Raw genomic sequence first — 24,752 nt, forward strand, 5'->3', positions numbered from 1 at the left:
GTTACTCCCAATCCAATCATGATCTTTAACATCAATTTACCCGGAGTTGGTAACAACAGGGAACCCGCGTTTTATCCTCAGGATAGGGATTTTCCTTGCCGCAGCATCACAGCCTTCCTGCCGGCCGTGCAAACGATCGCAATTGGCCGCGATTGCACCGCTTCATGCGGGTTGAGCTGGAACTCGCGCCTGACGTCCTGGTGCCGCGAGCCGAAACGGAACTGCTTGGCCGGACGGCCGCGGCCATTCTTGGCGAACAGGCGCACGAAACGATCCTGATCGACATGTGCTGCGGCAGCGGCAATCTTGCCGTGGGCATCGTCAGCGAATGTCCTCGGGCTCGGGCATGGGCGGCGGACCTGACCGACAGCACGGTTTCGCTTGCCCGCCGCAATGTTGTGCGCCTCGCCCTGCAGGACAGGATCAAGGTCCGGCAAGGCGACCTATTTGCCGCGATCGAGGGTGACGGCCTCCACGGCGCTGCCGACATGGTTTTGTGCAACCCGCCCTATATTTCGTCGTCCCGTCTCGATAGCGAAAGCGCGCATCTGTTGGAGAACGAACCTCGGGAAGCTTTCGACGGCGGCCCTTACGGTATTTCGATCCTCCAAAGGCTGGTCCGGGATGCCGCAGCTTTCCTCAAGCCAGGCGGATGGCTGCTGTTTGAGTTCGGCGAAGGTCAGGATCGGCAGATAGCAACCCTTTTATCGAGAACGAAATCCTACGAAACCCCAACCTTTGCCGTGACGGCCGACGGCCAGCCCCGTGTCGCCATGGCGCGCAAACATGGTGGCCGGGTTCCCGGAACCGGGAGCCCGGCGTGAGCGTCGTCCGCGCCCTCGATCAGGCCGACCTTGCGGCCGTCGCGGGCATGTTTCAACGCATGCTGCGCAAGAAGCGGGGGCCAGCGCCGGCCTCCCTCGTCGATTACATGAGGCGGTTTTATCTGGACGCACCCGACTGGGGCAGCGGGCTCCGTTCGCTTGTCCATGTCAATGACGCCGGCCAGGTTTCCGGCTTCGTCGGCGTTCATGCGCTGCCGATGAAATTCAACGGACGGCAGCTCTACGCTGCCATCTGCAGCTCGCTGATGGTCGAGGATCACGAGACCGATCCGATGGCCGGTGCCCGCCTGTTGAAGGCCTTCCTCGATGGTCCGCAGAACATCTCCTTCAGCGAAACCGCCAATGATACGTCCGTGAAACTGTGGACGCGGCTTCGCGGCGTTGTGCTGCCGCAATACAGCCTTGACTGGGTTCGCGTGATGCGGCCGGCGACCTTCGTGCTCAGCCTTTTTGCCAGTCACATGAAGCTTGCCTGGATGTTGAACCCGCTCGCCCGGATGGTCGACCGGCTCTACCTTCGCAAAATGGAGGGCGGTCAACGACGCTGGACCGGCGTCGTCGCCAACGCATCGAGCCGGGGGGCATTTCGGACCTCCGAGATCGACAGCGGCAGCTTTGCGGGGCTGCTGGAGCCGCTTTGCGCCCAGTTTCCGCTACGTCCGCAGTGGGCGGAAGGTCAGCTCAACCATATTCTGGGCGATGCGGCGCAAAAGCCGGATTTCGGAGAGCTTGTCTGCGTGTCGGTGGCATCGCCGAACGGCGCCAATGTCGGCGCTTTCGCCTACTACGCTCGACCGGACGGGATCGGCCGCGTGCTGCAGGTCCTCGCTCTTCCCGGCCAGGCCGGGCCGGTGATCGATTGCCTGGTCGAGCATGCCGCCCGGCGCGGTGTCTCCGGCTTGCGCGGCCGCGTCCAGCCCGCGCTTCTGGACGCCATGCTTGTAAGACGCATAGCCTTCATACCGGTCGCCTCGACCGTCGTGCATTCACGCGATCCCGAGCTTCTCGATGCCATGAAGAACGCGCAGGTCTTTCTGAACGGGCTTGCGGGCGAGCAGTGGAGCCAGTTGATCGGCGGCCGCTTCACCTGAAGCGTTCCGCCTAGAGCAATTCCAGGAAAGGGTGCGCGGTTTTCCGTCTGGAATGGCATAATGCATCAGGTCAGGAGCCGACTTCGTCCACGCCGTCAACGAGCTGTGGGCGCAGGTGCAGATAGCGCGTCGCCTTTCGCTTGGCGGCGATGTCGGCCCAGACGCGTTCGATCTGTGAGGCGGCCAATCCCGCCGCTTGCCCTACCACCTCGGCGGACACGCCGTTGTTGAGGCCGTAGAGACACAGATCCATCCGATCGTAAGGCAGGGAGAAGTAGAATTCTTCCTGCGTCTGCGCCAGCGAGTAGGTGTCGGTGGTCGGCGGCCGGTTGCGGACCTCTTCCGGAATGCCGAGATAGGCGGCTAGCGCATAGACCTGCGTCTTGTAGAGATGCGCGATCGGCTTGACGTCGGCGGCGCCGTCGCCGTTCTTGACGAAGAACCCCTGGTCGTATTCCAGCCGGTTCGGTGTGCCGAGCACGGCGAAGTTCAGCCGGTCGGCATGATAATATTCGAGCTGCTTGCGGGTGCGCTGCTTCATGTTGGTGGCGGCAACGATGCCGAGGTAGACAGCCACCGGCATCCGCAGTTTCGTCTGCTTGCCTTGCGGGTCCTGCACCACCAGCGACGAGATGTTGTAGCCCTCGCCTTCGAGCACGTTCGCGATCACGATCTTCGAGGCCCAGCCCTCGCCGTAGTCCGGGACCAATTCGCGGATGAAGGCGTCGCGGCGTTCATAGCAGCCCATTGCCCGCAGGGTCGGCCCGATATCCTCCACAACGGCCTCGACGCCGAAAGTGTCGGTGACCAGATGGCCGAGCCGCAGGCTTTCGGGGTCGGAATCGCTTTCCGGCATGAGGACGCACAGCACATTCTGGTGGCCGACGGCCCGCGCGGCCAATGCAGCCGAAACGCTGGAATCTATACCGCCCGAAAGACCGAGCACGAGGCCGCGTTTGCGAATGCCGCGCAACTGCTCGCGCAGGGCCGCCACGATCCTGTCCGTTTCGGCGGCGGGATCGATGGCGAGGGCTTGCGTGAAGGCCGGCGCATCCTGGGTTGAGCCGATGTTCATTGCTCGGCCTCCATCATCTCAGCCGCGAGCCGGCGGCTGACCTTGCCCGACTCCGTCTTCGGCAATTCGCTGCGGAACTCTATGATTTTGGGGACCATGAAATCCTCCAGGTGGCGCGCGCAGTGACGAATGATGTCCTTTCCGCCAAGCGCCGGGTCGGACCGCACGACGAGCGCGCCGATCGCATGCCCCAGCACCGGATCCGGCACGCCGACGACCACCGCTTCCGCGATACCTGGATGGGCGTGGAGCACGGCCTCCACTTCCTTGGGGGCGACCTTCTCGCCACGCGTCTTGATGATGTCGTCCTTACGCCCGACAAAATAGAGAAAGCCGTCCTCGTCGGTCTGGAACAGGTCGCCCGTATAGAGCACCTTTTCCCAAGGGTTAGGCCCCGGCCGGAGCGCTCGTTCCGTTGCGGCCTGGTTGCGCCAATAGCCCTGCATGACGTGCGGACCGCGGATGACGAGCTCACCTGCCACGCCCGCCGGCACGCGTTGTCCAAGGTCGTCGACGACAAAGGCTTCCGTGTTGGGGATGGCTATGCCGACCGACCCTGGCCGGCGGTCAAGTTCCTCAGGTGGCAAATAGGTGCAGCGCTTGCATTCGGTCAGCCCATACATCGAATAGATCCGGACGCCGGGCAGCAGCGAGCGCAGGCGTTCTATGTGGGCTGGCGGCAAGGCGGCCGCGGTGTTGGAAATATAGCGGAGGCTGGGCAGGAAACCCGGCGCCAGATCACGCATCTGCAGGATCATCGCCGCCATGGTAGGCACCAGCGGAAGGCCGGTGACGCCCTCTTTGCGGATGCGTTCGAAGATCTCGTGCGGGAAGGCGAAGGACTTCTCGAGCACCAGCGTGGCCCCGAGCCTGACTGCCATCAGCAACTGGTAGAGGCCATAGTCGAAGGCAAGCGGGAGGACGTTCAGGATGATGTCGTCCGGCGCGTTGCGCAGATAGGTGGCGATCGACCCCGCGGCAGCGTCGCAATTGCGATGCGTCATCATCACACCCTTGGGCCGGCCGGTCGAACCTGACGTGTAGATCAGCATCGCAAGGTCGACGTCGATGCCGCGATGGTCTACCTCCGCGCCATCGAACGTCAGGCAGTCAGTCAGGGACGCGGCCCCTGCCGGGCATTGCCCATCGGCCCCAGGGGTGGAAGCCACGAAGATGCCGGTCTTGCCTTGCGATGCGCAGGCTTCGGTGACCACGGGCATCAGCTTCGCCTGCGTCAGGACCGCCCTGGCGTCGCAATCGGCGATGATGTAACCGAGCTTGTCGGCCTTTGTGGAGGGGTTGATCGGACTGAAGGTCGCACCTGCCTTGAGTGCGGCAAAGATCGATACGGCGGCCTCCCAGCAATTGTCCATGAAGATCAGGACGCGGTCGTCGCGCCTGATCCCATTCATGAAGAGAGCGGTGGCCAGCCGGCTCGAAAGGTCGTCGAGTTCTTCGTAGCTCAGCTTTTTGCCCCTAGTGACCAATGCCGTCTTGGCCGGGTGGGCAGCAGCCTTCGCCACCAGAAAATGCTCGATCCGCACGGGACGTTCCTCGCCGTTGGCGCTTACGCTGCCAGCGTTTGTGCTCTCGCCTCGATGAAGGACGAGATGCGGTCAAGCGAATCCAGGTTGGCTGGAACGATGTCGGCATCCACCATCGCGATGCCGAAATTGTCCTCGATGAAGGCCACCAGCTCAAGCACCGCAGTCGAATCGATAATGTCGTTCTCGATCAGCGAGGCTGAATCCGACAGTTTGTAGGAGGTGTCGCCGAACAGGAAGTTGTCGACGATAAAGCTTCTGACCCTGTCCTTGATTGCCGTCATGATGTCTTTCCTTTTCCTCGCCGTCTCAGGCCGCTCTTGCCGCGCCGACCGCTTGGCCGGCGAAATTCTTCTGCCACAGCTGCGTCGACAGAATGCCGACGAAGGCGGCGTTGTCGCGAAATCCGGTCGCGGTCTCCATGCGGCATTTCTCGTGGAGCTTGGCCACCGCCTTGGCGTTGAACAGGCCGCCGGCGGTAATGCTCGCCTCGGCCAGGCAGTCACGCACATAGTCTAGTTCCTCCGCCCCGACGAAGGAGCGGGCCTCCGGGGCGCGGTAAGGTTGCTTGGTGCGTTTGCCGATCGCCGCCGGAAGGTGGTGCCTGGCCACCTTGCGCAAAATGTGCTTCTCCATCAAGCCTTTCAGTTTCATCTCCGGCGGAAGTCTTGCCGCGAACTCTACCACGCGATGATCCAGGAAAGGAAACCGCCCTTCGATGCCGTGCGCCATGGCCATCCGATCGCCTTGGCTGGAGAGGATGTAGCCGGGCAGGAGGAAGCGGGTTTCGAGATATTGCGCCTGATGCAGCGGATGCCATAGGGAAAACGCCTCGGGTAGGCGGCTGGTCAGCTCTTCAGCCGCGTCATAACCCTTCAACGTCGCGCGCAGGTCGCCGGAAAAGAAGATTTTCGCCGCCGCCGTGGTCTTGAAGCGTGGCCGATGCGAGAACAGCGGATCGTCGAGGGCAGCGTTGCTGGTGCCGAAGAAGGCAGCCAGATACTCCACCGATTGCTGTTGCAGGCCCGGCAGATACGGGTAAAGCCGGCGGAACAGCTGCTGCCTTATGCGCGATGTGGGCTGCCGCCCGCAGAACCGGCGGACACGCGCCTCCTTGAAGACGTCGTAACCGGCGAAGACCTCGTCGGCGCCTTCACCCGTCAGCACCACCTTCAGGCCGGCCTGGCGAACCAGGGCGGACAATTTGTAGAGTGGCGCTGGCGCCGTGCGGATGATCGGCCGCTCGGCAAAGCGGATGACCTCAGGAAAGACGCTGGCGATATCGCGGGCGCCGCATTCTATGGCGTGGTGGCGCGTGCCGAGCGCCGAGGCCATTTCGGTCTGAAAGGCGCTTTCGTCATGCTCGGCGCTGTCGAAGGTTACGGAAAATGTCTCCAGTCTCCGAGGAGTCATGCCGGCGGCAAGCGCCGAAACGAGCGACGAATCGAGCCCTCCCGAAAGATAGGAACCGACCGGCACGTCGGCCCGCATGCGAAGCCTCACCGCATCGGTCAGAAGGGCTTGCAACTCCTCTGCCGCGTGGTCCTCGTTCGTGATCTTCGACGGCTCATCACGATGCGGATAGTCCAGGTGCCAGTATCGTTTGACCGTGACCTGCCCCTGCGTCGCGATCATCACACTTGCCGGTTCCAACTCGTGGATATTGCGGAACGCCGTGCGCGGAGCGATCGGCGCCCACAGCGTAAAGATCTGATCCAGCGCAATCGGATCAATTTCAGCGGAGACGCCCGGGACCTTCAATAGGGCTTTGATCTCCGAGGCAAAGTAAAGCACCCCGTCATTACTTGTGTAGAAGAGCGGCCGGACACCCATCCGGTCTCGTGCAAGCACCATTCGTCGCTGCCGATTGTCCCATATCGCCAAGGCGAAATCACCGTTCAGGAGAGACAAGCAGTCTTCGCCCATCTCCTCATAGAGCTGAAGGATGACCTCTGTGTCGCTCGACGTCCGAAAGTGTCGGCCCTTGGCGATCAGCCCTTCGCGCAGTTCTATGTAGTTGAAAATCTCGCCGTTGAACGCAATCGTCAAATTGCCGGCCTCGTCGGACATCGGTTGCTGGCCGTCTCCGATGCCGATCACCGACAGCCGCGCATGCCCGAGCCCGGCATCGGGTGCTACGAATTTCCCTTGCTCATCCGGCCCACGATGGGCAATTGCGGCTACCATGTGCGTGAGCAAAGCTTCCGCATCCCGGATTGACCCGAAATAACCCCCGAATCCACACATCCCTTGAACTCATATTGAACGCTAAGGTACGGAACATAACCTCGATAGTGGCATCTGAGGTTAATCCGATATTTTCACCGAGCATGTGGTTAACAAGAAGTTTGCCACGATGTGGTGTTCGTGGCTAGGACGCGATGGCTCTCCATCACCTCGCGGTTGCGGCCGTAATAGCCGGAACGATAGCCCAGGCTCGCTCTAGGCCTTTTGTCCGGGTTGGCATGGCTGGACACGGGCGGCTAAGGCTGGAAATGTGATTGCACGTCTTCGCTGCCGGGGGGCTGGCCGGAGGACGAGGAGGATGGCGCTGAATTTCGAATATATTGCCGGCCATCCGGCGCTGCACCGTCATGTCGAGGCGCAGTCGAAGGCGCTGCTGCATATCTATGAAACGAGCCCACGCCTGGCCGCCGTGTTCGCCACGCAACAGCGCTGGTTGCTGGCTCACACCGGCCTAGCCCTGCATTTCGCCCGCGACCCGCGCGATCCCCGCACGGAACTGACACTGGCCCGCTTCATCGATGCCGTGCTTCACTATTCCGTCGCTAGCCGCAACACGGCCGAAGCCTTCATCAAGGAGATGCTGCACTATCACATCATCGAATACCTGCCGCACACCGGTGACGGACGAGCCCACCCGTTTCAGGTGACGGCAGCGACGCTGAAGGAATTCGACGGCTGGGTGGTTGCGCATCTGCGCACGCTCGACGGTCTCGACAGCGGCAGCCGCCTCGCCGCCTTTCTCGAGCAGCACGGCATGATTTCCAGGCTGCAGCCGCTGGTGGCGGAAGGCCTGCTCTCCTCCAACCCAGTGCGTGAGCCCAAGCAGACGTTTTCGTTGTTCATCTGGCTCAACAATGGCGGCATCGTCATGGATTGGCTGATGTCCGGCATCGATCCCGACAATGCCGCCCTCGACCGGATCCCGACCAGCGTGGTTTCGATCGGCGAATTCGCCAGTTGGCTAAAACTCTCGCGCACCCATCTTGCGCGCAAATTGCGCGACGCCGAAAAGCTCGGCAGCGTCGGCTGGCTGGGCCGGCGCGGGCATTCCGTAATGTGGGTCTCGAACAGCTTCTACCAGGAATACATGACCGTGCAGGCCGCCAAACTTGCCGTCATCGATGCCGCGTTCGAAGCCTGCCGACCGGCGTCGCCGCACGCTGGCTGAACGTTCGGCGCAGACGCTGTTGCGCAGCCGGTCGTGCCGACCGCGAGGACCCGTCCGGGCGCAGGGCCGAGGTGGCCTTTCCGCCGTCGGGATACGGACATCTGGACAGCGGGGGCGAAGCCTGAAAGCGGAACGATCCGCGCGAGCGGCAGCGATCCGCCCGACGGGTTCGGGTGGATCAACTGGTCAAAAGCCGGGCGCAGCATCTCAATCGATGTCGAATGACACGCCCTGCGCCAGCGGCAGCGCCTTGGAATAGTTCACCGTGTTGGTGGCGCGGCGCATATAGGCCTTCCAGGCATCGGAGCCGCTCTCGCGCCCGCCGCCGGTTTCCTTCTCGCCGCCGAAGGCGCCGCCGATCTCGGCGCCCGACGTGCCGATGTTGACGTTGGCGATGCCGCAATCCGAACCATCGACGCCGAGGAAGCGCTCGGATTCCTGCAGGTCGCGGGTGAAGATCGACGACGACAGTCCGGCGCCGACCGCATTGTGCTCGTCGAGCACGGCATCGAAATCGGAATATTTCATCACGTAGAGGATCGGCGCGAAGGTTTCTTCGGTGACAGGAGCCACCTGCTTCGGCATTTCGACCAGCGCCGGATGCACGTAATAGGCATCGGGATGGCCATTCTCGACCCGCGAACCGCCGGTCAGCTTGCCGCCGTGAGCGGTGGCTTCCTTGAGCGCCTTCTGCATGGCGTCGAAGGCCGCCTTGTCGATCAGCGGCCCGACGAGCGAAGACGTCTCCAGCGGATTGCCGACCGAGACGCTCTCATAGGCCTTCTTCAGCCGCGGCAGCAGCGCGTCATAGACGCTGTCATGCACGAACAGGCGCCGCAGCGTCGTGCAGCGCTGGCCGGCGGTGCCCATGGCGCCAAAGGCGATGGCGCGCAGCGCCATGTCGAGATCGGCGGTCGGGCAGACGATGCCGGCATTGTTGCCGCCGAGTTCGAGCACGGCGCGGGCAAAGCGCTTGGCCAGACGCGGGCCGACATCCCGGCCCATGCGGGTCGAGCCGGTGGCCGAAACCAGCGCCACCTTCGGGTGGTCGACCAGGATCTCGCCGACGGAGCGGTCGCCAATCAGCACCGGTGCCAGGCCCTGCGGCGCATCTGCGCCGAAGCGCTTGACCGCGCCGGCAAAAATCGCCTCGCAGGCGAGCGCCGTCAGCGGCGTCTTTTCCGAGGGCTTCCACACCACGGCGTCGCCGCAGACCAGCGCGAGCGCCGCGTTCCACGACCACACCGCGACCGGGAAGTTGAAGGCCGAAATGACGCCGACGACGCCGAGCGGATGCCAGGTCTCCATCATGCGATGTCCCGGACGCTCGGTGGCGATGGTTAGACCGTAGAGCTGGCGGGAAAGGCCGACGGCGAAATCGCAGATGTCGATCATTTCCTGGACTTCGCCGAGGCCTTCCGACGGGATCTTGCCGACCTCGATCGACACCAGCCGGCCAAGCTCGGTTTTGTGCGCGCGCAACTCCTCGCCGAGCAGCCGCACCAGTTCGCCGCGCCGGGGACCCGGCACCATCCGCCAGGCCTGGAACGCCGTGTGCGCGGCATCGATGGTCTTGGCCGCATCGGCCGGCGAAATCGTCTTCAGCGCCGCGATCTGTTCACCCGTCACCGGGCTGCGCACGACGAGGTCGCCGCCGGTCAGCGCGTCCTTGGCCACACCCAGTTTCGCCAGAAGTTCGGCCGTTTCCTTCGCTATCGTCATTTTTATCCCTTTCAGATCCGCTCGCCATCATAGGGCGGCGGTCGAGCCTTGGCGCCATTATCGCCCGCATGCCGCAGGCGCTGTCATGGCGTGCCATTACTCGTTTCAGGGGAAAATCGCCACCCCGGCATGGTCCAAGCCGGGATTGCACGATTGAGCCAGAGGAGGAACAGGCTTAGTGCGCTGTCTTCGCCGGCGCCTTCACGGCTCCGTCCCGCATCAGCCGGTCGATATGCATGCGGATATGGGCGGCTTCCGCTGCCGTGTTGGCCAACGCAATGGCGCGATCGAAGGCGACACGCGCCTCTTCGCCACGGCCGAGCTGCATCAACAGACCGCCCTTGAGGCCGAAGAAGTGGAAATAGCCGGACAGCCTCTCGCCAAGCGGCTCGATCATGGCAAGGGCAGCTTCCGGCCCGCGCACCTTGGCGACCGCAACGGCACGGTTCAGCGTCACCACCGGCGAAGGTTGCATCGCTTCCAGCAGGCTGTAGAGCAGGTCGATCTCAGTCCAGTCGGTCTCCTCGGGGGTTGCCGCCCGCGCATGAAGGGCGGCGATCGCCGCCTGCACCTGGTAGGGTCCGGGCTTCTGGTGGCGCAGGGCCTTGTCGACCAGCGCCAGGCCTTCGTCGATCATCTTGCGGCTCCACAGCGTGCGGTCCTGGTCGTCGAGCAGCACGATCTCGCCATTCTCGTCGAAGCGGGCCGGCGCGCGCGCATGCTGCAGCAAAAGCAATGCCGTCAGGCCCATGATCTCCGGCTCGGTCTGGAACAGCCGCAGCAACAGGCGCGCCAGCCGGATCGCTTCCTCGCAAAGCGGCGCACGCGCCGGCGCCTCTCCGCTGTTGGTGGAATAACCTTCGTTGAAGATCAGATAGACCATGGCGGCAACGGCGGCGAGCCGCTCCGAGCGCTCGACCGCTCCGGGCGTCTCGAACGGCACGCCGGCATCGGCAATGCGCGCCTTGGCGCGCGTGATGCGCTGTTCCATGGCGCTTTCGCCGACCAGGAACGCACGCGCGATCTGCTTGACGGTGAGACCGGAGACGATGCGCAGCGCCACCGCGATCTGCTGCGTAGGCGGCAGATCCGGATGGCAGCAGATGAACAAGAGCCGCAATATGTCATCGCGGTAGTGCGCGCCGTCCAGCCGTTCGGCGATATCGCTCTCGGCATCTTCCAGGTCCGAGATCTGGTCCTCTTCCGGCATCGGCGCCTGCTTGGCGCGCTTGCGCACCGCGTCGATGCCGGTGTTGCGGCCGACAAAGATTAGCCAGGCCGCAGGATCGCGCGGCGGCCCGTTCTGCGGCCAGTTCTTGAGTGCCCTCAGGCACGCGTCCTGGAAAGCTTCCTCCGCCGTATCGAGATTGCGGAAATAGCGCAGCAGCGCACCCATAGCCTGCGGGCGGGCAGCGCTGATCGCCGAGCTTATCCAGGCGAGGTCTGTCATGTGGCTACTCTGGTTGGGTTGAAGACGGAAACCGGTCGGATCTCATAGGATCCGCCGCTGGGATTGACCTCGGAAAGCTCGCGCGCGAAGTCGACGGCTTCGTCGAGATCGGCGCATTCCAGCGTGTAGAAGCCGAGGAACTGTTCCTTGGTCTCGGCAAACGGGCCGTCGATGACGACCGATTCGCCCTTGACCTTGCGCAGCGTCGTCGCGGCGGTGGTGGGCAAAAGCCGCGCCACCGGCCCAAGCCGGCCGGCTTGAGCATATTTTTCCTGCACATGCATGAGCTTTGCCATGACCTCGTCATCCTGTGCCTTGCTCCAGGAGGAGACGACATCTTCGGAGGCATAGCAGAGGATAGCGTAGAGCATGGGACGTCCTTTTCTGTCTCAAAGGACGAAACAGTAGGGCCTGTGCCGACATGGCGTCGACAAAAAAGTTACGCCATTTTTGTCAGCCTTCGCTTGCCTTCAACCATCTCAGCACAAGAGCCTCTTCATCATCGAGACCGTCGATCGCTCGCTTGCGCTTGTTGGCCTCGGTCATTTCGCTAAGCAGCCGCCCTTCCACCCAGGCTTCGAAAACCTGTGGATGGATGTAGCATTTGCGGCAGACGGCGCGTGTGTTGCCGAGCCGCTCGGCCACCTTGTCGATGACCGCGTTCATCACACGCTTGGTCTGCGCCTGGCTTTCGGGAAGCTCCGTCCGCGCAAACAGCGACGCGGCATGGATGGTGCCGCCCCAGGTGCGAAAATGCTTGGAGCTGAAATTGGCGCCGATCGCGTCGCGGATATAGCGGTTGACATCGTCGGAGCGCACTCCATGCCTCTCGCCCTCCTCGTCGAGATATTGGAACAGTTGCTGCCCCGGAATATCCTGAGCGCCGCGCACGACCCGGGCGATGCGGCGGTCGACCAGCTTCAACTTCCATTCCTTGCCGGACTTGCCCTTGAAGGCAAAGCGCAGGCTGGATCCCTTGATGTCGACGTGGCGGTCGCGTAGCGTCGTCAGCCCAAAGCTCTTGTTGTCGCGGGCATAGGCGGCATTGCCGACCCGGATCATCGTGTTGTCGAGCAGCCAGACAATTGCCGCCACGACGCGCTCGGCCGGCAGGCCACGGCGGCGCAGATCGGCATCGATCCGGCGGCGCAGCTCCGGCAGGCTTTCGGCAAAGGCGACAAGGCTGGAGTATTTGGCGCCGTCGCGCTCGGCGGCCCACAGCGGATGGTAGCGGTACTGTTTGCGCCCGCGCTGGTCGCGGCCGGTCGCCTGGATGTGGCCGGCGGGATCGGGCGAGATCCACACATCCGTCCATGCCGGCGGAATGGCCAGCGCCTTGATGCGGGCAATGGCTGCCGCGCCGACGGCCTGTCCTTTCGCGCCCTTGTAGGAAAAGCCTTCGCCCGCCTTCAGGCGCCGGATCCCCGGCTCGCTGTCGCTGATATAGGTGAGCGAGACCTGTTCGGCAGCGGTCTGCGCGCCGTTCTTCGACGCTCCATCGTCCCCCTGTCCGGCAGCCGACCGGCCGGATGGCGTCCCAGATTTGTCAAGCATGCCCGCTCCACGAAATTTTTCTCGTAGATAAGCGCCAAGCCGACTGCTGGTTCCACCCCGTTGCTATGGAATGTGGTCGGGTCCACCAATGGTGGCACCAGCCGGCACGGCCATCCAGAGGCCGCCATCGTCGACGTGAGGCGGATGGTAGTCGCGCCCGGGCGGAATCTGTTCGAACACGGCCCCTGCCTCATCGGCAAGGTAGTCATAGCCCACATCCTGCAGGAGCCCCTTTGGATCAAGGTGGTGGTAGAGATTGCGGCGGGCGATCCGCCGCTTCGGCTCCATCATCTTTAAATGATAGAGGTTGAGCCCGCTGTTGCGGGCCTTGAAACCAAGATCGGGAGGATACCAGAGCCCGTGCAGGTCCTCTGGTCGGTACTTCGCCGGATCGTAGGCTCTGAACAGACGATACTGGAACTTTTCGGCCCACAGCCCGTCGACCCGGTACTCGGTCGGCGAATACAATTCGCGGAGCCGGAACCCCCAGGCCATGCGCCTGTAATCCCCCGTCAGCTGTCCGATCCGCTCCGCGGTACCGCGTTCCAGCCGCTCATCGGGATCAATAGCCAGGATCCAGTCGGCGGCAGCTTCATGCGCTGCGTCGAGTAAGATCCGCCGCCGCTGCGGCTCGCTGCTGAACACGCCGGTCGCCCCGCGATCGTCATAGGCAATCCAGCCGTCAACGACCGGATCGATATTGGTGATCAGATCGGCAACCAGATGCGCGTCATAACGATAGCTGAAAACTGCGACCGTTCTCTGGCGCGTCCAGAACAGTCGGCTCCGTCGCCAGCGTCGAGGCTTGATTTGGCTCGTGATCATTTTCTTGTTGCCGCTTTCACGCGATTTCGCACGCCAATATAGACACCCACGGATTTGACCAGCAGGGCAAGCCAGACAATTGGCATCGACATCATCGCGAAAGTTCAATCCCGATCGGAAAGCCCGATCTTCGCCAGCTTGCGGGCATTCCGCCAATCGCGAAACGTGTCGCGAAAACACCGAAACGGAGTGTTCAGGGCGGACGCTGCGAGGTAATCGCCGCGGCGACAGCCGCGCCTGTACTGATCGGCAAGCAATCTGGACAGCCGGGTTTCGTTGCGATGAACGGTTTGCACCTTAGGCTCCCACACCGGCTGCAGTTCCTGCGGCAGCCGCCCCAGGAATTCGGTGTCTTCGGCAGCAGGCATGGTTTCATCGAACAAGCCAAATTCAACGAACAGCCGCCGATCGAACGACACGCCGTAACGCAGCGCACGATCCGACGGCAGACCGGGAAGCCGTCGCATGAACATGATCAGATGAGCCGCACAGGCGATCAGATTGCGCGGATGGCTATTCACCATCGCGCTCGCCACGGCGCGGTCGCCAGCCAGATGCCGCTGCATCCGTGCCTCGGCCCAGCCCGAACAGGCGAGGCAATCATCGGCAAGAAAGGCAACGAAAGGCGCTTTGGTGGCCGCAATGCCGAGATTGCGGGCTGCGCCTACAAACAGCCTTCGACCGACCTCGATCACTGGCACCTTGACCCCGGCGCCGGTCAGCAGCGCCAGGACCTCGCCTCCGCCCGAGTTGACCACCATGATCTCGAGCGGCTCATCCTGATCCAGCAGGGATGTCACCGCCTCGACGATTTGAGCCGGCGCGCGATAGCCGATGACAATGACGGCAAGCTGCGGCGGGGCTGATTCAGGCACGTTGCAACTGGACGCGCGGAGAGGAAAACCAGCGCCACAGCGCCAGCTTCAGCTGGTAGCGCCTGCAACGCCAGGTGTTCGACCGCACCTTCGGCGCCGCCGCCGCGATCCTCAGGAACCGCGCCGCCGTCTCCAGATCGCCGCGCGCATAGTGAACCCGGGCGATCTTGAGGGCGACCAGCCCCTCCCTGGTCTTTAGCGACGACAGTGGGACCACAGTCAGTCAGCTCGCGCAGCGCCAGCCGCCAGTCGAGAAAGCGGCGCACCGGCCTGGTGATGAAGCGATCATCAGAACGCACTGCCGAAACGTGGTAGATCATGACGGGATGCACGATCAGGGCAAGCGACGCCCTGCCCATCAGCCTGGACCAGAACAGCGTGTCCTCGTCATAGGCAAGCCCGGTCGGGAAGCGCGTGTCGCCGACGACGCGCCGGGAAACCAGCGCACTGCCCACGGCGATCGAGCGAATGTGACCTTCCAGATAGGCCGAGGCATTGGCTATACCGTCTTCTATGTAGCCGGCTGGAAGCTTGAGGTTCCGGTTCTCGCCATCGGTGCGCCGACGGTAGGCGCCGATCACCATGTCGGCGGCCGGTTGCTCCCCCGCCCGGACCAGCATCGACCGCAGCCCGCCCTCCAGATGCATGTCGTCGGCGTCGATCAGGTAGATCCAGGAGCATTGCGCCTGCGCCAGCGCCACATTGCGGGAGCCGCCCGCGTCCCGGCAGCTGCTCTTGAGCACGCGCAACGGCAACGAGAATTGCGTGGCGGCATTCAGCGCGGCTTCTGCCGTCCCGTCCGAGGAGGAATCGTCGACCAGCAGCACCTCGCCGATAACCTCGGCTTCAGAACGAAGCGAGGCCAGTGTGGCCGCAATGGTTGCCGCCGCATTGTGCGCCGGGATGATGACACTGATTGCCGTCAATACCGAACTCCGCATCAGCATGCCTGCCGACCGATCCTCCCCGAAGTTTCGACCGAGCATAACGGGCATGGCCGTTGTTGAGAAGCTGTGCTTCGAGGCTGTCAGGCCTTCTCGAGCGCGACCGGGATGACGTCGACGGCCTGGTCGCCGACCTGGCCGCCGGTGGTTTTCAGCACGCCGACGATCGGAGCCACGTCGGAATAGTCGCGGCCATAGCCAACGGTGATGTGGTCGTTGCTGGCCCGCATGCCATTGGTCGGGTCGAATTCCTGCCAGCCGGCATCGCGCCCACACCACACCTTGACCCAGGCATGCATGGCATCGGCGCCTTCGAGCCGCGGCTTCCCTTTCGGGGGAATGGTGCGCAGGAAGCCGCTGACATAACCCGCAGGAATACCTAGCCCGCGCAGGCCGGCGATCATGATGTGGGAGAAGTCCTGGCACACGCCCCGCTTCAAACGGAAGGCATCGCTGGCCCCGGTACGCACCGTGGTCGCTTCCCCGTCATAGGTGAAGTCGCGGTGGATGCGGTTGCACAGATCGATGGCCATGCCGACCGTCGAGCCGCCGGCGCTGTCGCGGGCATAGGCGGTGATCGCCGCATCGATGCCGGCATGATCGCTGGCGGCGAGAAAGTGATGCGGTGCATCCGGCGCCAGTGACCGTACGGCGCCGAGTTCTTCCCGCAGGCGCTGCAGATCGGGCGACACGTCGAGCCCAGGCTCCGGCCGTGACACCGACACGCGCGCGCTCATTCTGATGTCGAGCCCGTCATGGACGTCGCGAAAGGCGATCGCGGTGACATTGTTGCCGAAGAAATCGGCAAAATCCGTGCGCTCCGATGGGGTCGGCACAAACGAAAGCGAGGCCGCGATCACGCGCTGCACGCCGGCAATGGTCGGCGGCAATACACGCACCTGATGCCGGCTGCCACCGGCCGCGGCGTCATAATCGTAGCTGAGATGAAGCCTGATATCGTACAGCATGTTAACCGAAATACGCTTTAGCCAGGCTGCTATAGAGGTTGCCGATCTCAGTTGCGAGATCGTCCAGCACCTCCGCCGACATCTCCGATGGCTCCATGACGGCAATTGCCGTGTTGAGCTGCAGGATTTCCTTGGCCGCGACCGACATATGCCCCTCCGGCCCAACCGATGGCAACAGGCCGATCTCCGCCTTCAGCCGTTCGAGCTGGAACAGGATCGAGCGCGGGTTGAGTGGGTCGAGCGCCAAGAGGTCGATCACCGTGCGCCGTCCGGCCCGCACCGGATATTGCCGGCGGTGGGTCATGACGCTGTCGCCGATCTCCAGCATCATGTCGAGCGAGCCGTCCGGCGCACCGGACCTTGTCAGTCGGGCTAGCGTACGGGCGATCTGGATGCCGCGCTCGATCCGCCGGCCGATCTCGAGGAAACGCCAGCCGGTGAAACGGTACATATTCTCGTGCAACAGGCCAGAGAAACCGGCGAGCTTGCGCAGCATGACCGTCATCGCCCGTGTCGCGTCGTCACCCGGCGCCACCGTGGTGGCGAACTGATGAATGGTCTTCGACAGGTCCTTCAGCGCCAGCCAGCCATCGGGCGAAAAGCGGTCGCGGATCTGTCCGGCGCTGTAGACGGCGCTGTCCAGCGTGCCGACCAATCCGGGCGGAATGGCCGCTTCGAGATCGATGCCGAAGGGTTCGAGATAGTCCCTGATATCGGCGAGCAGCAGCATGTCAGGATCGGACGTCTCGGCCAGCCGCACATGATAGGCGCGCAGGATGCGAACCGTATCCTCCGAGCGCTCGATATAGCGGCCGAGCCAGGTCAGGTTTTCCGCCGCGCGGCTGGGCAGGCTGCCCGGCATGGTGCGGACAAAGCTGTCATGCTCCTGCGGCAGCAGCGTCTCGCGCTCGACCGACCGGTCGCTGACCACCCAGACGTCGGCCGCCTGGCCGCCGCGCTGCATGGCGATGGCCGTCGGGTCGAGCGAAAGGCCGACACGGGCGAAACCGCCCGGCATTACCGTCCAGCCATCGGGCGTGCGCGCCAGATAAACGCGCAGGCTTGCCGGTCGCGGTTCCAGCCAGCCGCCGACATAGACCGGCGTCGTCGACAGCGTCACCGCTTCCTGGCCGACGAAACCGCTGCCATCGCTCTCGATGCGCGCGATCAGCGCGATGCGTTCCTCCGGCGTCAGTGCCGAACCGAGCCTGGTCTGGCCGTCATCCTCGAAGGCCAGCCGCGTCGACAGCGCCGGACCGATCACCATGCGATCGATATTGGCAAGCACATGCGCCCGTTCGGTTGCTTGCCCGCACCACCAGGTGGCCACGCTTGGCAACAGAAGCTCTTCGCCGCGCAATGCGCGCGAAATCTTCGGCAGGAAGGCGAGCAGCGCCCGGGTTTCCATCAAGCCCGACCCCAGCGCATTGACCGTAGACACGGTGCCGCGGCGGATCGCCTCGACCAGCCCCGGCGTGCCGATATGCGAGTCCGACCTCAGTTCCAGCGGATCGGCAAAGGCGGCATCGAGCCGCCGCCACAGCACGCTGATCGGCATCAGCCCGGAAACCGTGCGCACCATCAGCTTGCCGCCGGAGACGGTCAGATCCTCGCCCTCGAGCAGCATGATGCCGAGATAGCGGGCGATATAGGCGTGCTCGTAATAAGTCTCGTTGAGCGGCCCCGGCGTCAGAATGGCGACGCGGCCGTCATTCTCCTTCGCCATGCCGATCAGCGCATCGCGAAAGCGGCGGAAGAAACCGGCCAGGCGATGCACATGCATCTCGCCATAGACGTCGGACAAAGCCCGCGTCGTGGCGACGCGGTTTTCCAGCGCAAAGCCGGCGCCCGACGGCGCCTGCGTGCGGTCGCCCAGCACCCACCAGCTTCCATCCGGCCCACGACCGAGCTCGAAGGCGCAAAAATGCAGGAAATGACCGCTGGCCGGCATGGTGCCGACGACGGGGCGCAAAAATTCGGGGCTCGCCGCAATCAGGCCTGCCGGCAGGATTCCCTTCTCGATCAGCCGGTTCGGGCCATAGATATCAGCGACTATCTCCTCGAAAAGCTCGGCGCGCTGGACGAGACCGGCGCTGATCCCGGCCCATTCCTTGTCTTCGATCAGCAGCGGGATATGCGCCAGTGGCCATTCGCGCTCGTTGGCGCCGGCCTTGTCGTAGACGCGATAATAAACGCCGGCGTCGCGCAGATACTGGTCGGCGCGGGCAAAGCGCTGGCCCAGCTTTTCGGGACCCAGCTCCTCCAGCGCCTCGATGAAGGGCGCCCAGGCCGGACGCGGATGGCCCGAAGCATCGACCATCTCGTCGACGACGCCGTCAATCGGCTGGTAGTGCTCCAGCAGACTGTGCCTCAGCGGCTTGCCGCGGACCTTTTTCTGATTCCCCTTTGCCATCGCTGATCAGAGTCTTGCTGGCCGCCTGAGGTCAAGGGTCATGGGGAAGTCTTCAGAGGCTTCTTCATTGCGCAGCACATAGGCCGACGGCGTATGGCCGCGCGGCTCGAAGCGGGCGAGACGCCTCGCCTCGGCCTCATTGCCGTTGACCGGGAAAGTGTCGTAGCTGCGCCCACCTGGATGCGCGACATGGTAGACGCAGCCGCCCACCGCCCGCCCCGACCAACGGTCGTAAATGTCGAAGACCAAAGGCGTGTTGACCGGCAGCGCCGGATGCAGGCCCGACGAAGGCTGCCAGGCCTTGAAGCGCACACCGGCCACCGCGACCTCGCGATTGTCGGTGACCTTCATCGGCACGATTCGGCCATTGCAGACAATGGCATGACGTTCCGGGTTGAGGCCTTCGGTCCTGACCTGCAGCCGTTCGACCGAGGAGTCGACGAAACGCACAGTGCCGCCGATTGCGCCTTGCTCGCCCATGACATGCCACGGCTCCAGCGCCTGCCGCAGTTCCAGCTTGATGCCGGCATGCTGGACTTCGCCGCAGAACGGAAAGCGGAACTCCAGCTGGGCATCGAACCATTCCGGCCGGAATTCGAACCCGTTGAGCTTGAGGTCGTCGAGCACGTCGAGGAAATCCGCCCAGACATAGTGCGGCAGCATGAAACGGTCATGGAGCGAGGTGCCCCAGCGCACGAAGCGGCCATCAAGCGGGTTGTTCCACGCACGGGCGATGATGGCGCGTACCAGCAATTGCTGCGCCAGCGACATGCGCGCATTGGGCGGCATCTCGAAACCGCGGAACTCAACAAGCCCAAGCCGGCCGGTCGGGCCATCGGGCGAAAACAGCTTGTCGATGCAGATTTCCGAGCGGTGCGTATTGCCGGTGACATCGGTCAACAGGTTGCGAAACAGTCGGTCGACCAGCCAAGGCAGCGGTGGGTTGCCCTGGCCCGGGTGCGGCACCTGCGCCATCGCGATCTCGAGTTCGTAAAGCGAATCGTGCCGCGCCTCGTCGAAGCGCGGCGCCTGGCTGGTCGGGCCGATGAACAGGCCGGAGAATAGATAGGACAGCGACGGGCGCCGCTGCCATTGCAGCACCAGGCTCTTCAACAGATCGGGCCGGCGCAGGAACGGGCTGTCATTGGGCGTCGCGCCGCCGACGACGACATGGTTGCCCCCGCCGGTACCGGTGTGGCGGCCGTCGATCATGAACTTGTCGGCGCCAAGCCGCGTCTGCCGTGCTTCCTCGTAGATCGCCGTCGTCGTCGCCACGCAGTCCTGCCAGTTGGCAGCCGGATGGATGTTGACCTCGATGACGCCGGGATCGGGTGCCACCCTGATGACGTTGAGGCGCGGATCGTGCGGCGGTCCATAGCCTTCGATATGGACGGGAAGGCCGATCGCCTTGGCCGCGTTTTCGGCGGCTGCGACGAGTTCGAGATAGTCTTCCAGCGCCTCGACCGGCGGCATGAACACGCACAGCCGCCCGTCGCGTGGCTCGACCGAAAGTGCTGTACGCACCGCGCCGCCGATCTCGGTGATCTCCTGCTCCACCCGGTCTTGCTGGCCGGTCGTCGCAGTGAACGATACCGCCTGCTGGCGCCGCGCCATCTCGTCGGCGCCTTCCAGTTCGGCCGGAGCCGGTTCTGGCAGTATGGCTTCCCGCGCCGGCAGCGGTCCACGCGGCAGCGACGGATCGACCGGCACAATATAGGGGAACTGCGCCGGCGGCACATAGGGCAGCGTGCCCAGCGGCAGGCGGTAACCGACAGGGGAATCGCCCGGCACCAGGAACAGCCGCCCGCGCCGGGTCTTCCACTTCTCCGAGCGCCAGCGCGGGTCCGAAGCCTGGCTGTTCCAGCGCTGCACCGGCAGCACGTAGCCCGACGGCTTGGTCAGCCCGCGCTCGAACACTTTCGCCATGCGGCTGCGCTCTTCCGGGTCTTCCAGCTTGGAGTTGGACGGATCGACATTGTCGGGCAGCTTGCCTTCTTTCAGCAGCCATTCGGCCGGGTCCTCATAGGCCTCGCTGACCATCGCCTTGTCGATGCCGAGTTCGCCGGCGATTGCCGTCAGCAAGCTCTCGGCCTGCTGCGGCCCCACCTTTGCGTCGCTCTTTTCGCGTGCGATCAGCGACGGATCGCTCCACACCGGCTGGCCGTCGGTGCGCCAATAGAGCGAAAAGGTCCAGCGCGGCAGGCTTTCGCCCGGATACCATTTGCCCTGGCCGTAGTGGAGGAAGCCGCCCGGCGCGAAGCGTTCGCGCAATTTACGGATCAGCGCATCGGCCTTTTCGCGCTTGGTCGGGCCGACGGCGGCGGTGTTCCACTCGGCGGACTCGAAATCGTCGATGGAGACAAAGGTCGGCTCGCCGCCCATGGTCAGCCTGACGTCGCCCGCTTGAAGTGCGGCGTCGACCTTGTTGCCCAGCGCATCCAGCGCCTGCCAGCTTTCGTCCGAGAATGGCTTGGTGATGCGCGGATGTTCGGCAATGCGGTCGACACGCATGTCGAAGCCGAACTCGACATTGGCAAAGCTCGCCATGCCGGAAATGGGCGCGGCGTTGCGGAAATGCGGCGTGGCCGCCAGCGGCACATGGCTTTCGCCGGTGAGCAGGCCGGACGTCGGATCGAAGCCGATCCAGCCGGCGCCCGGCAGATAGACCTCGCACCAGGCGTGCAGGTCGGTGAAATCGACAGCGGTTCCGGCTGGGCCATCGAGCGCGACCAGATCGGGCTTCAGCTGGATCAGATAGCCGGAGACGAAACGCGCGGCGAGGCCGAGATTCCTGAGGATTTGCACCAGCAGCCAGCTCGAATCCCGGCACGATCCCTTTTTCGCGGCCAGCGTTTCCTCCGGCGAGAACACGCCGGTTTCCATCCGCACGATATAAGCGATCTCCCGCTGCAGCCGCGCATTGAGGTCGACGACGAAATTGACGGTGTTGGTGGCGCTACGGTCGATGGTTGCGAGGAAAGCAGACAGCAGCGGCCCCGCCGGCTCCGGCGTGCGGTAGATGGCGAGATCGTCCCTGATGTCTTCGGGGTACTCGAACGGGAAGGTCTCGGCCGATGGCTCGACGAAGAAATCGAACGGATTGTAGATCGTCATGTCGGCGACGAGGTCGACCTCGATCTTCAATTCCGTCACCGGTTCCGGGAAGACGAAGCGGGCCAGGAAATTGCCGTAGGGGTCCTGCTGCAGATTGACGAAGTGGTTCGCCGGCCCGACCTTCAGCGAATGGCTGAGCACCTTGGTGCGGGAATGCGGTGCCGGCTGCAGCCTGATGACCTGGGGCCCGAGAACCACCGGCCGGTCATATTTGTAATGGGTCAGGTGGTAGACGGCTGCCAGTATTGCCATGGGGCCCCGGAGATCGGCGTTTCTTCAGCCGAACCCTGACACATCTATTGGCCATTCTCCAAGCAGAGATGTTGCGCTGCACCTAAATTAAGCAGCCGAAGCCGGCTACGCTGTGTCGAGATTCAGGTCAGGCCGAGTCGAAAATGGCTGATACCGAGAACCGGAGCAGAGCGTACTTTTGGTACGCGAGCACCGGAAGCGCAGGTATCGGCCATTTGCAGGCCGGCCTCACTTGAATTCGGCACAGCTTAGAAAAACGCCTGTATCCCCGTCTGAGCCCTGCCAAGGATCAGCGCATGCACGTCATGCGTGCCTTCATAGGTGTTGACCGTCTCCAGGTTCTGCGCGTGGCGCATGACGTGGTAGCCGATCTGGATGCCGTTGCCGCCATGCATGTCGCGGGCCTGGCGGGCGATGTCGAGCGCCTTGCCGCAATTGTTGCGCTTGACGATCGAGATCATCTCCGGTGCCATCTTGCCCTCGTCCATCAGCCTTCCGACCCGCAAGCTGGCCTGCAGGCCCAGCGCGATCTCGGTCTGCATGTCGGCGAGCTTCTTCTGGAACAGCTGCGTGCCGGCGAGCGGCTTGCCGAACTGCTTGCGGTCGAGACCATATTGCCGGGCCCGGTGCCAGCAATCCTCGGCCGCGCCCATCGCGCCCCAGGAAATGCCGTAGCGCGCGCGGTTGAGGCAGCCGAACGGACCGCCGAGGCCCTTGGCGTTGGGCAGCAGCGCATCTTCGCCAACCTCGACGCCTTCCATCACCACTTCGCCGGTGATCGACGCGCGAAGGCTGAGCTTGCCGCCGATCTTCGGTGCCGAAAGCCCCTTCATGCCCTTTTCCAGCACGAAGCCGCGGATTTCGTCCTTGCCGTTGTCGCCCTTGAGCTTCGCCCAGACGACGAACACATCGGCGATCGGCGCGTTGGAGATCCACATTTTCGAGCCGGAAATCCTGTACCCGTTCGCGGTCTTCTCGGCCCGCGTCTTCATACCGCCGGGATCGGAACCCGCATCCGGTTCGGTCAGGCCGAAGCAGCCGATCCATTCGCCCGAGGCCAGCTTCGGCAGAAATTTCTTGCGCTGTTCTTCCGAGCCATAGGCATGGATCGGATACATCACCAGCGACGACTGCACCGACATCATCGAGCGGTAGCCGGAATCGACCCGCTCGACCTCGCGCGCCACCAACCCGTAGGTGACGTAATTGGCGCCGAGCCCGCCATATTCCTCGGGAATGGTGATGCCGAGCAGGCCGGCCTCGCCCATCTCACGAAAAATGCCGGCGTCGGTCTTTTCCTCGAGATAGGCCTCCTCGATGCGCGGCGCGAGCTTGTCGGCGGCAAAGGCGGCCGCGCCATCGCGCACCATGCGCTCATCCTCGGAAAGCTGGTTCTCGATCAGGAAGGGGTCTTCCCAAACGAACGCGTTCTTGTCGGCGGCCATGGCTTCGCTCTCTCCCAAAATCTTGAAGTGCTCGGGCTTATCCACCTCCGCTTCGGAAAAATCAAACAAAATTGCATCACAGATCAATGAGGTTTAGTAATGGGTCATGAACGTCCAACGCCGGCTTTTACCCAGCACCAGCGCCCTTGCCGCCTTCGAGGCCGTGGCCCGCCTTGGCTCCTTCACCGCTGCCGCCCAGGAACTCGATTTGACCCAAGGGGCCGTCAGCCGCCAAATAGCACTTCTGGAGGAACAGTTCGGCCGCCGGCTGTTCGAGCGCGACAGCCGCAATGTTCGGCTGTCCACGGCGGGCGAAATCTATGCCGAAGCCGTGCGGGCGGCACTCGGGCAATTGCGCGACGCCGCGCTCGGATTGATGAGCAATCGGCATAGCGGCATGCTGAACCTCGCCATACTGCCGACCTTCGGCACGCGCTGGCTGATGCCGCTGATCCCGGATTTCGTCGCAGAAAACCCTGACATCACCATCAACTTCGTCACCCGCATCGGCCGCTTCGACTTCGCCCGCGAACGCCTCGACGCCGCTATCCATCATGGCCAGCCGGACTGGCCGGACGCCGATTCCACATTGTTGATGCGCGAAACCGTGATGCCGGTGGTTTCGCCCGACTTCCTTGCCAGCCGCGATATCACCACGGCGGCCGACATCAGCCGCCTGCCGCTGCTGCACATGGCGACGCGCCCTGGCGCCTGGGGCGAATGGTTCGAGGAACAGGGCTTGAGCGCACCGATCGGACCCGGCATGCAGTTCGAGCAATTCGGCACCGTTGCCCAAGCCTGCATGGCGGGGCTTGGTGTCGCGCTCCTGCCGCAAGTTCTTATCGCCGGCGAATTGCAGCGCGGTCAGCTCGTGCCGGCGCCGGGACAGCCGATGCAAAGCCGCAGCGCCTACTACCTCGTCGTCCCGAACGACAAGCGCGGCCACCCGCCCGTCGTCAGCTTTCGCGACTGGCTGCTGGGCCAGGTTGAGAAGGAACCGGCCGTTCTGGCCTGGTAGCTACTTCCGGCTCGGTTTCCGGCTGGAAGCGCAGCGTTTTTGCGACTTGCGTTCGGCAACTTTCGCATCGAGCTTGCTTTTGATCCGGGCGAAAGCCTGGTCTCCATCGACCGAACTGCCACTCGCCATGCCCTCGTCCCAAAGACGCCCCAACTCTTGGACACTCACTTTCTCGAAACTTGCCATATCGCGCGTATCTCCA

20 protein-coding genes are annotated in these 24,752 nt (G+C 63.6%); 4 read left to right on the forward strand and 16 right to left on the reverse strand.

All coding sequences use genetic code 11. The features are described from left to right. Window positions 1–95: 95 nt before the first annotated feature. Both NKI96_RS03000 and NKI96_RS03005 read left to right on the forward strand, forming a co-directional pair. Window positions 96–824: a N5-glutamine methyltransferase family protein gene (locus NKI96_RS03000; protein ID WP_023696869.1), complete on the forward strand. Its 729-nt coding sequence runs from the start codon at window positions 96–98 to the stop codon at window positions 822–824. Continuing rightward, window positions 821–1,936, forward strand: coding sequence for a hypothetical protein (locus tag NKI96_RS03005; protein WP_352802861.1), 1,116 nt, complete (start codon window positions 821–823; stop codon window positions 1,934–1,936). The genes NKI96_RS03000 and NKI96_RS03005 overlap by 4 nt, the downstream gene beginning before the upstream one ends. A gap of 70 nt (window positions 1,937–2,006) precedes the next feature. Here the strand turns inward: NKI96_RS03005 and nadE are convergent, their stop codons facing one another. The 4 genes from nadE to asnB are packed head-to-tail and all read right to left on the reverse strand — an operon-like array spanning window position 2,007 to window position 6,802. Further along, the gene (gene nadE, locus NKI96_RS03010) at window positions 2,007–3,011 is read right to left on the reverse strand and encodes an NAD(+) synthase (protein ID WP_352802863.1); all 1,005 of its coding nucleotides are present in this window, start codon (window positions 3,009–3,011) and stop codon (window positions 2,007–2,009) included. Then, complete coding sequence (locus NKI96_RS03015; protein WP_352802866.1) at window positions 3,008–4,555, reverse strand: class I adenylate-forming enzyme family protein; 1,548 nt, start codon at window positions 4,553–4,555, stop codon at window positions 3,008–3,010. Before NKI96_RS03015 ends, nadE begins: the two co-directional genes overlap by 4 nt. Window positions 4,556–4,578: 23 nt before the next feature. Further along, window positions 4,579–4,842 carry an acyl carrier protein gene (locus NKI96_RS03020; RefSeq protein WP_023671787.1) on the reverse strand — a complete coding sequence of 88 codons (264 nt, stop codon included), beginning with the start codon at window positions 4,840–4,842 and terminating at the stop codon, window positions 4,579–4,581. Between the two features lie 22 nt (window positions 4,843–4,864). After that, window positions 4,865–6,802 carry an asparagine synthase (glutamine-hydrolyzing) gene (asnB, locus tag NKI96_RS03025; RefSeq protein ID WP_352802868.1) on the reverse strand — a complete coding sequence of 646 codons (1,938 nt, stop codon included), beginning with the start codon at window positions 6,800–6,802 and terminating at the stop codon, window positions 4,865–4,867. 298 nt (window positions 6,803–7,100) lie between these two features. Here asnB and NKI96_RS03030 point away from each other — a divergent pair, with 298 nt between their 5' ends. After that, on the forward strand, window positions 7,101–7,970 hold the full coding sequence (locus tag NKI96_RS03030; RefSeq protein WP_023671785.1) for a hypothetical protein: 870 nt from the start codon (window positions 7,101–7,103) through the stop codon (window positions 7,968–7,970). Window positions 7,971–8,177: 207 nt separating this feature from the next. Here NKI96_RS03030 and amaB read toward each other — a convergent pair whose 3' ends face one another. The 11 genes from amaB to NKI96_RS03085 form a co-directional block, all read right to left on the reverse strand. Next, window positions 8,178–9,692 (reverse strand): L-piperidine-6-carboxylate dehydrogenase, encoded by a 1,515-nt coding sequence (gene amaB, locus NKI96_RS03035; protein WP_023671784.1) that lies wholly within the window; start codon window positions 9,690–9,692, stop codon window positions 8,178–8,180. A gap of 175 nt (window positions 9,693–9,867) precedes the next feature. Then, on the reverse strand, window positions 9,868–11,142 hold the full coding sequence (locus NKI96_RS03040; RefSeq protein WP_352580983.1) for an RNA polymerase sigma factor: 1,275 nt from the start codon (window positions 11,140–11,142) through the stop codon (window positions 9,868–9,870). Further along, complete coding sequence (locus NKI96_RS03045; RefSeq protein WP_023671781.1) at window positions 11,139–11,513, reverse strand: YciI family protein; 375 nt, start codon at window positions 11,511–11,513, stop codon at window positions 11,139–11,141. The genes NKI96_RS03040 and NKI96_RS03045 overlap by 4 nt, the downstream gene beginning before the upstream one ends. Window positions 11,514–11,595: 82 nt before the next feature. Beyond that, the gene (locus NKI96_RS03050) at window positions 11,596–12,696 is read right to left on the reverse strand and encodes a DNA topoisomerase IB (RefSeq protein ID WP_352802871.1); all 1,101 of its coding nucleotides are present in this window, start codon (window positions 12,694–12,696) and stop codon (window positions 11,596–11,598) included. A 63-nt stretch (window positions 12,697–12,759) separates the two neighbouring features. Continuing rightward, window positions 12,760–13,521 carry a hypothetical protein gene (locus NKI96_RS03055; protein ID WP_023686315.1) on the reverse strand — a complete coding sequence of 254 codons (762 nt, stop codon included), beginning with the start codon at window positions 13,519–13,521 and terminating at the stop codon, window positions 12,760–12,762. A 104-nt stretch (window positions 13,522–13,625) separates the two neighbouring features. After that, entirely contained in the window at window positions 13,626–14,321 is a 696-nt protein-coding gene (locus tag NKI96_RS03060) for a glycosyltransferase family 2 protein (RefSeq protein WP_352802874.1), read from the reverse strand. Beyond that, on the reverse strand, window positions 14,318–15,343 hold the full coding sequence (locus tag NKI96_RS03065; protein ID WP_352802876.1) for a glycosyltransferase family 2 protein: 1,026 nt from the start codon (window positions 15,341–15,343) through the stop codon (window positions 14,318–14,320). The genes NKI96_RS03060 and NKI96_RS03065 overlap by 4 nt, the downstream gene beginning before the upstream one ends. An 80-nt stretch (window positions 15,344–15,423) precedes the next feature. Beyond that, window positions 15,424–16,308 (reverse strand): transglutaminase family protein, encoded by an 885-nt coding sequence (locus NKI96_RS03070; protein ID WP_023683456.1) that lies wholly within the window; start codon window positions 16,306–16,308, stop codon window positions 15,424–15,426. 1 nt (window position 16,309) lies between these two features. Beyond that, window positions 16,310–18,721 carry a circularly permuted type 2 ATP-grasp protein gene (locus NKI96_RS03075; RefSeq protein WP_352802878.1) on the reverse strand — a complete coding sequence of 804 codons (2,412 nt, stop codon included), beginning with the start codon at window positions 18,719–18,721 and terminating at the stop codon, window positions 16,310–16,312. A gap of 6 nt (window positions 18,722–18,727) precedes the next feature. After that, window positions 18,728–22,087 (reverse strand): transglutaminase family protein, encoded by a 3,360-nt coding sequence (locus NKI96_RS03080; RefSeq protein ID WP_352802881.1) that lies wholly within the window; start codon window positions 22,085–22,087, stop codon window positions 18,728–18,730. Between the two features lie 248 nt (window positions 22,088–22,335). After that, on the reverse strand, window positions 22,336–23,532 hold the full coding sequence (locus NKI96_RS03085) for an acyl-CoA dehydrogenase (protein WP_352802884.1): 1,197 nt from the start codon (window positions 23,530–23,532) through the stop codon (window positions 22,336–22,338). Between the two features lie 106 nt (window positions 23,533–23,638). Here NKI96_RS03085 and NKI96_RS03090 point away from each other — a divergent pair, with 106 nt between their 5' ends. Next, window positions 23,639–24,550: a LysR family transcriptional regulator gene (locus NKI96_RS03090; protein WP_023686321.1), complete on the forward strand. Its 912-nt coding sequence runs from the start codon at window positions 23,639–23,641 to the stop codon at window positions 24,548–24,550. Here the strand turns inward: NKI96_RS03090 and NKI96_RS03095 are convergent, their stop codons facing one another. Continuing rightward, a complete protein-coding gene (locus tag NKI96_RS03095) occupies window positions 24,551–24,736 on the reverse strand; it encodes a hypothetical protein (protein WP_352802886.1) in 186 nt (61 codons plus the stop codon). Between the last annotated feature and the right edge of the window lie 16 nt (window positions 24,737–24,752).

This window comes from Mesorhizobium sp. M0292 (assembly GCF_040321695.1).
Taxonomy (GTDB): domain Bacteria; phylum Pseudomonadota; class Alphaproteobacteria; order Rhizobiales; family Rhizobiaceae; genus Mesorhizobium.

Excerpts from the sequence above, each read along its gene's own strand:
- NKI96_RS03030 (WP_023671785.1), top strand. The coding sequence starts at position 7,101 with ATGGCGCTGAATTTCGAATATATTGCCGGCCATCCGGCGCTGCACCGT.
- NKI96_RS03075 (WP_352802878.1), bottom strand. The coding sequence starts at position 18,721 with ATGGCAAAGGGGAATCAGAAAAAGGTCCGCGGCAAGCCGCTGAGGCAC.
- amaB (WP_023671784.1), bottom strand. The coding sequence starts at position 9,692 with ATGACGATAGCGAAGGAAACGGCCGAACTTCTGGCGAAACTGGGTGTG.
- NKI96_RS03085 (WP_352802884.1), bottom strand. The coding sequence starts at position 23,532 with ATGGCCGCCGACAAGAACGCGTTCGTTTGGGAAGACCCCTTCCTGATC.
- NKI96_RS03095 (WP_352802886.1), bottom strand. The coding sequence starts at position 24,736 with ATGGCAAGTTTCGAGAAAGTGAGTGTCCAAGAGTTGGGGCGTCTTTGG.
- NKI96_RS03040 (WP_352580983.1), bottom strand. The coding sequence starts at position 11,142 with ATGACAGACCTCGCCTGGATAAGCTCGGCGATCAGCGCTGCCCGCCCG.
- NKI96_RS03055 (WP_023686315.1), bottom strand. The coding sequence starts at position 13,521 with ATGATCACGAGCCAAATCAAGCCTCGACGCTGGCGACGGAGCCGACTG.
- NKI96_RS03070 (WP_023683456.1), bottom strand. The coding sequence starts at position 16,308 with ATGCTGTACGATATCAGGCTTCATCTCAGCTACGATTATGACGCCGCG.
- asnB (WP_352802868.1), bottom strand. The coding sequence starts at position 6,802 with ATGTGTGGATTCGGGGGTTATTTCGGGTCAATCCGGGATGCGGAAGCT.
- nadE (WP_352802863.1), bottom strand. The coding sequence starts at position 3,011 with ATGAACATCGGCTCAACCCAGGATGCGCCGGCCTTCACGCAAGCCCTC.
- NKI96_RS03050 (WP_352802871.1), bottom strand. The coding sequence starts at position 12,696 with ATGCTTGACAAATCTGGGACGCCATCCGGCCGGTCGGCTGCCGGACAG.
- NKI96_RS03045 (WP_023671781.1), bottom strand. The coding sequence starts at position 11,513 with ATGCTCTACGCTATCCTCTGCTATGCCTCCGAAGATGTCGTCTCCTCC.
- NKI96_RS03090 (WP_023686321.1), top strand. The coding sequence starts at position 23,639 with ATGAACGTCCAACGCCGGCTTTTACCCAGCACCAGCGCCCTTGCCGCC.
- NKI96_RS03080 (WP_352802881.1), bottom strand. The coding sequence starts at position 22,087 with ATGGCAATACTGGCAGCCGTCTACCACCTGACCCATTACAAATATGAC.
- NKI96_RS03065 (WP_352802876.1), bottom strand. The coding sequence starts at position 15,343 with ATGCTGATGCGGAGTTCGGTATTGACGGCAATCAGTGTCATCATCCCG.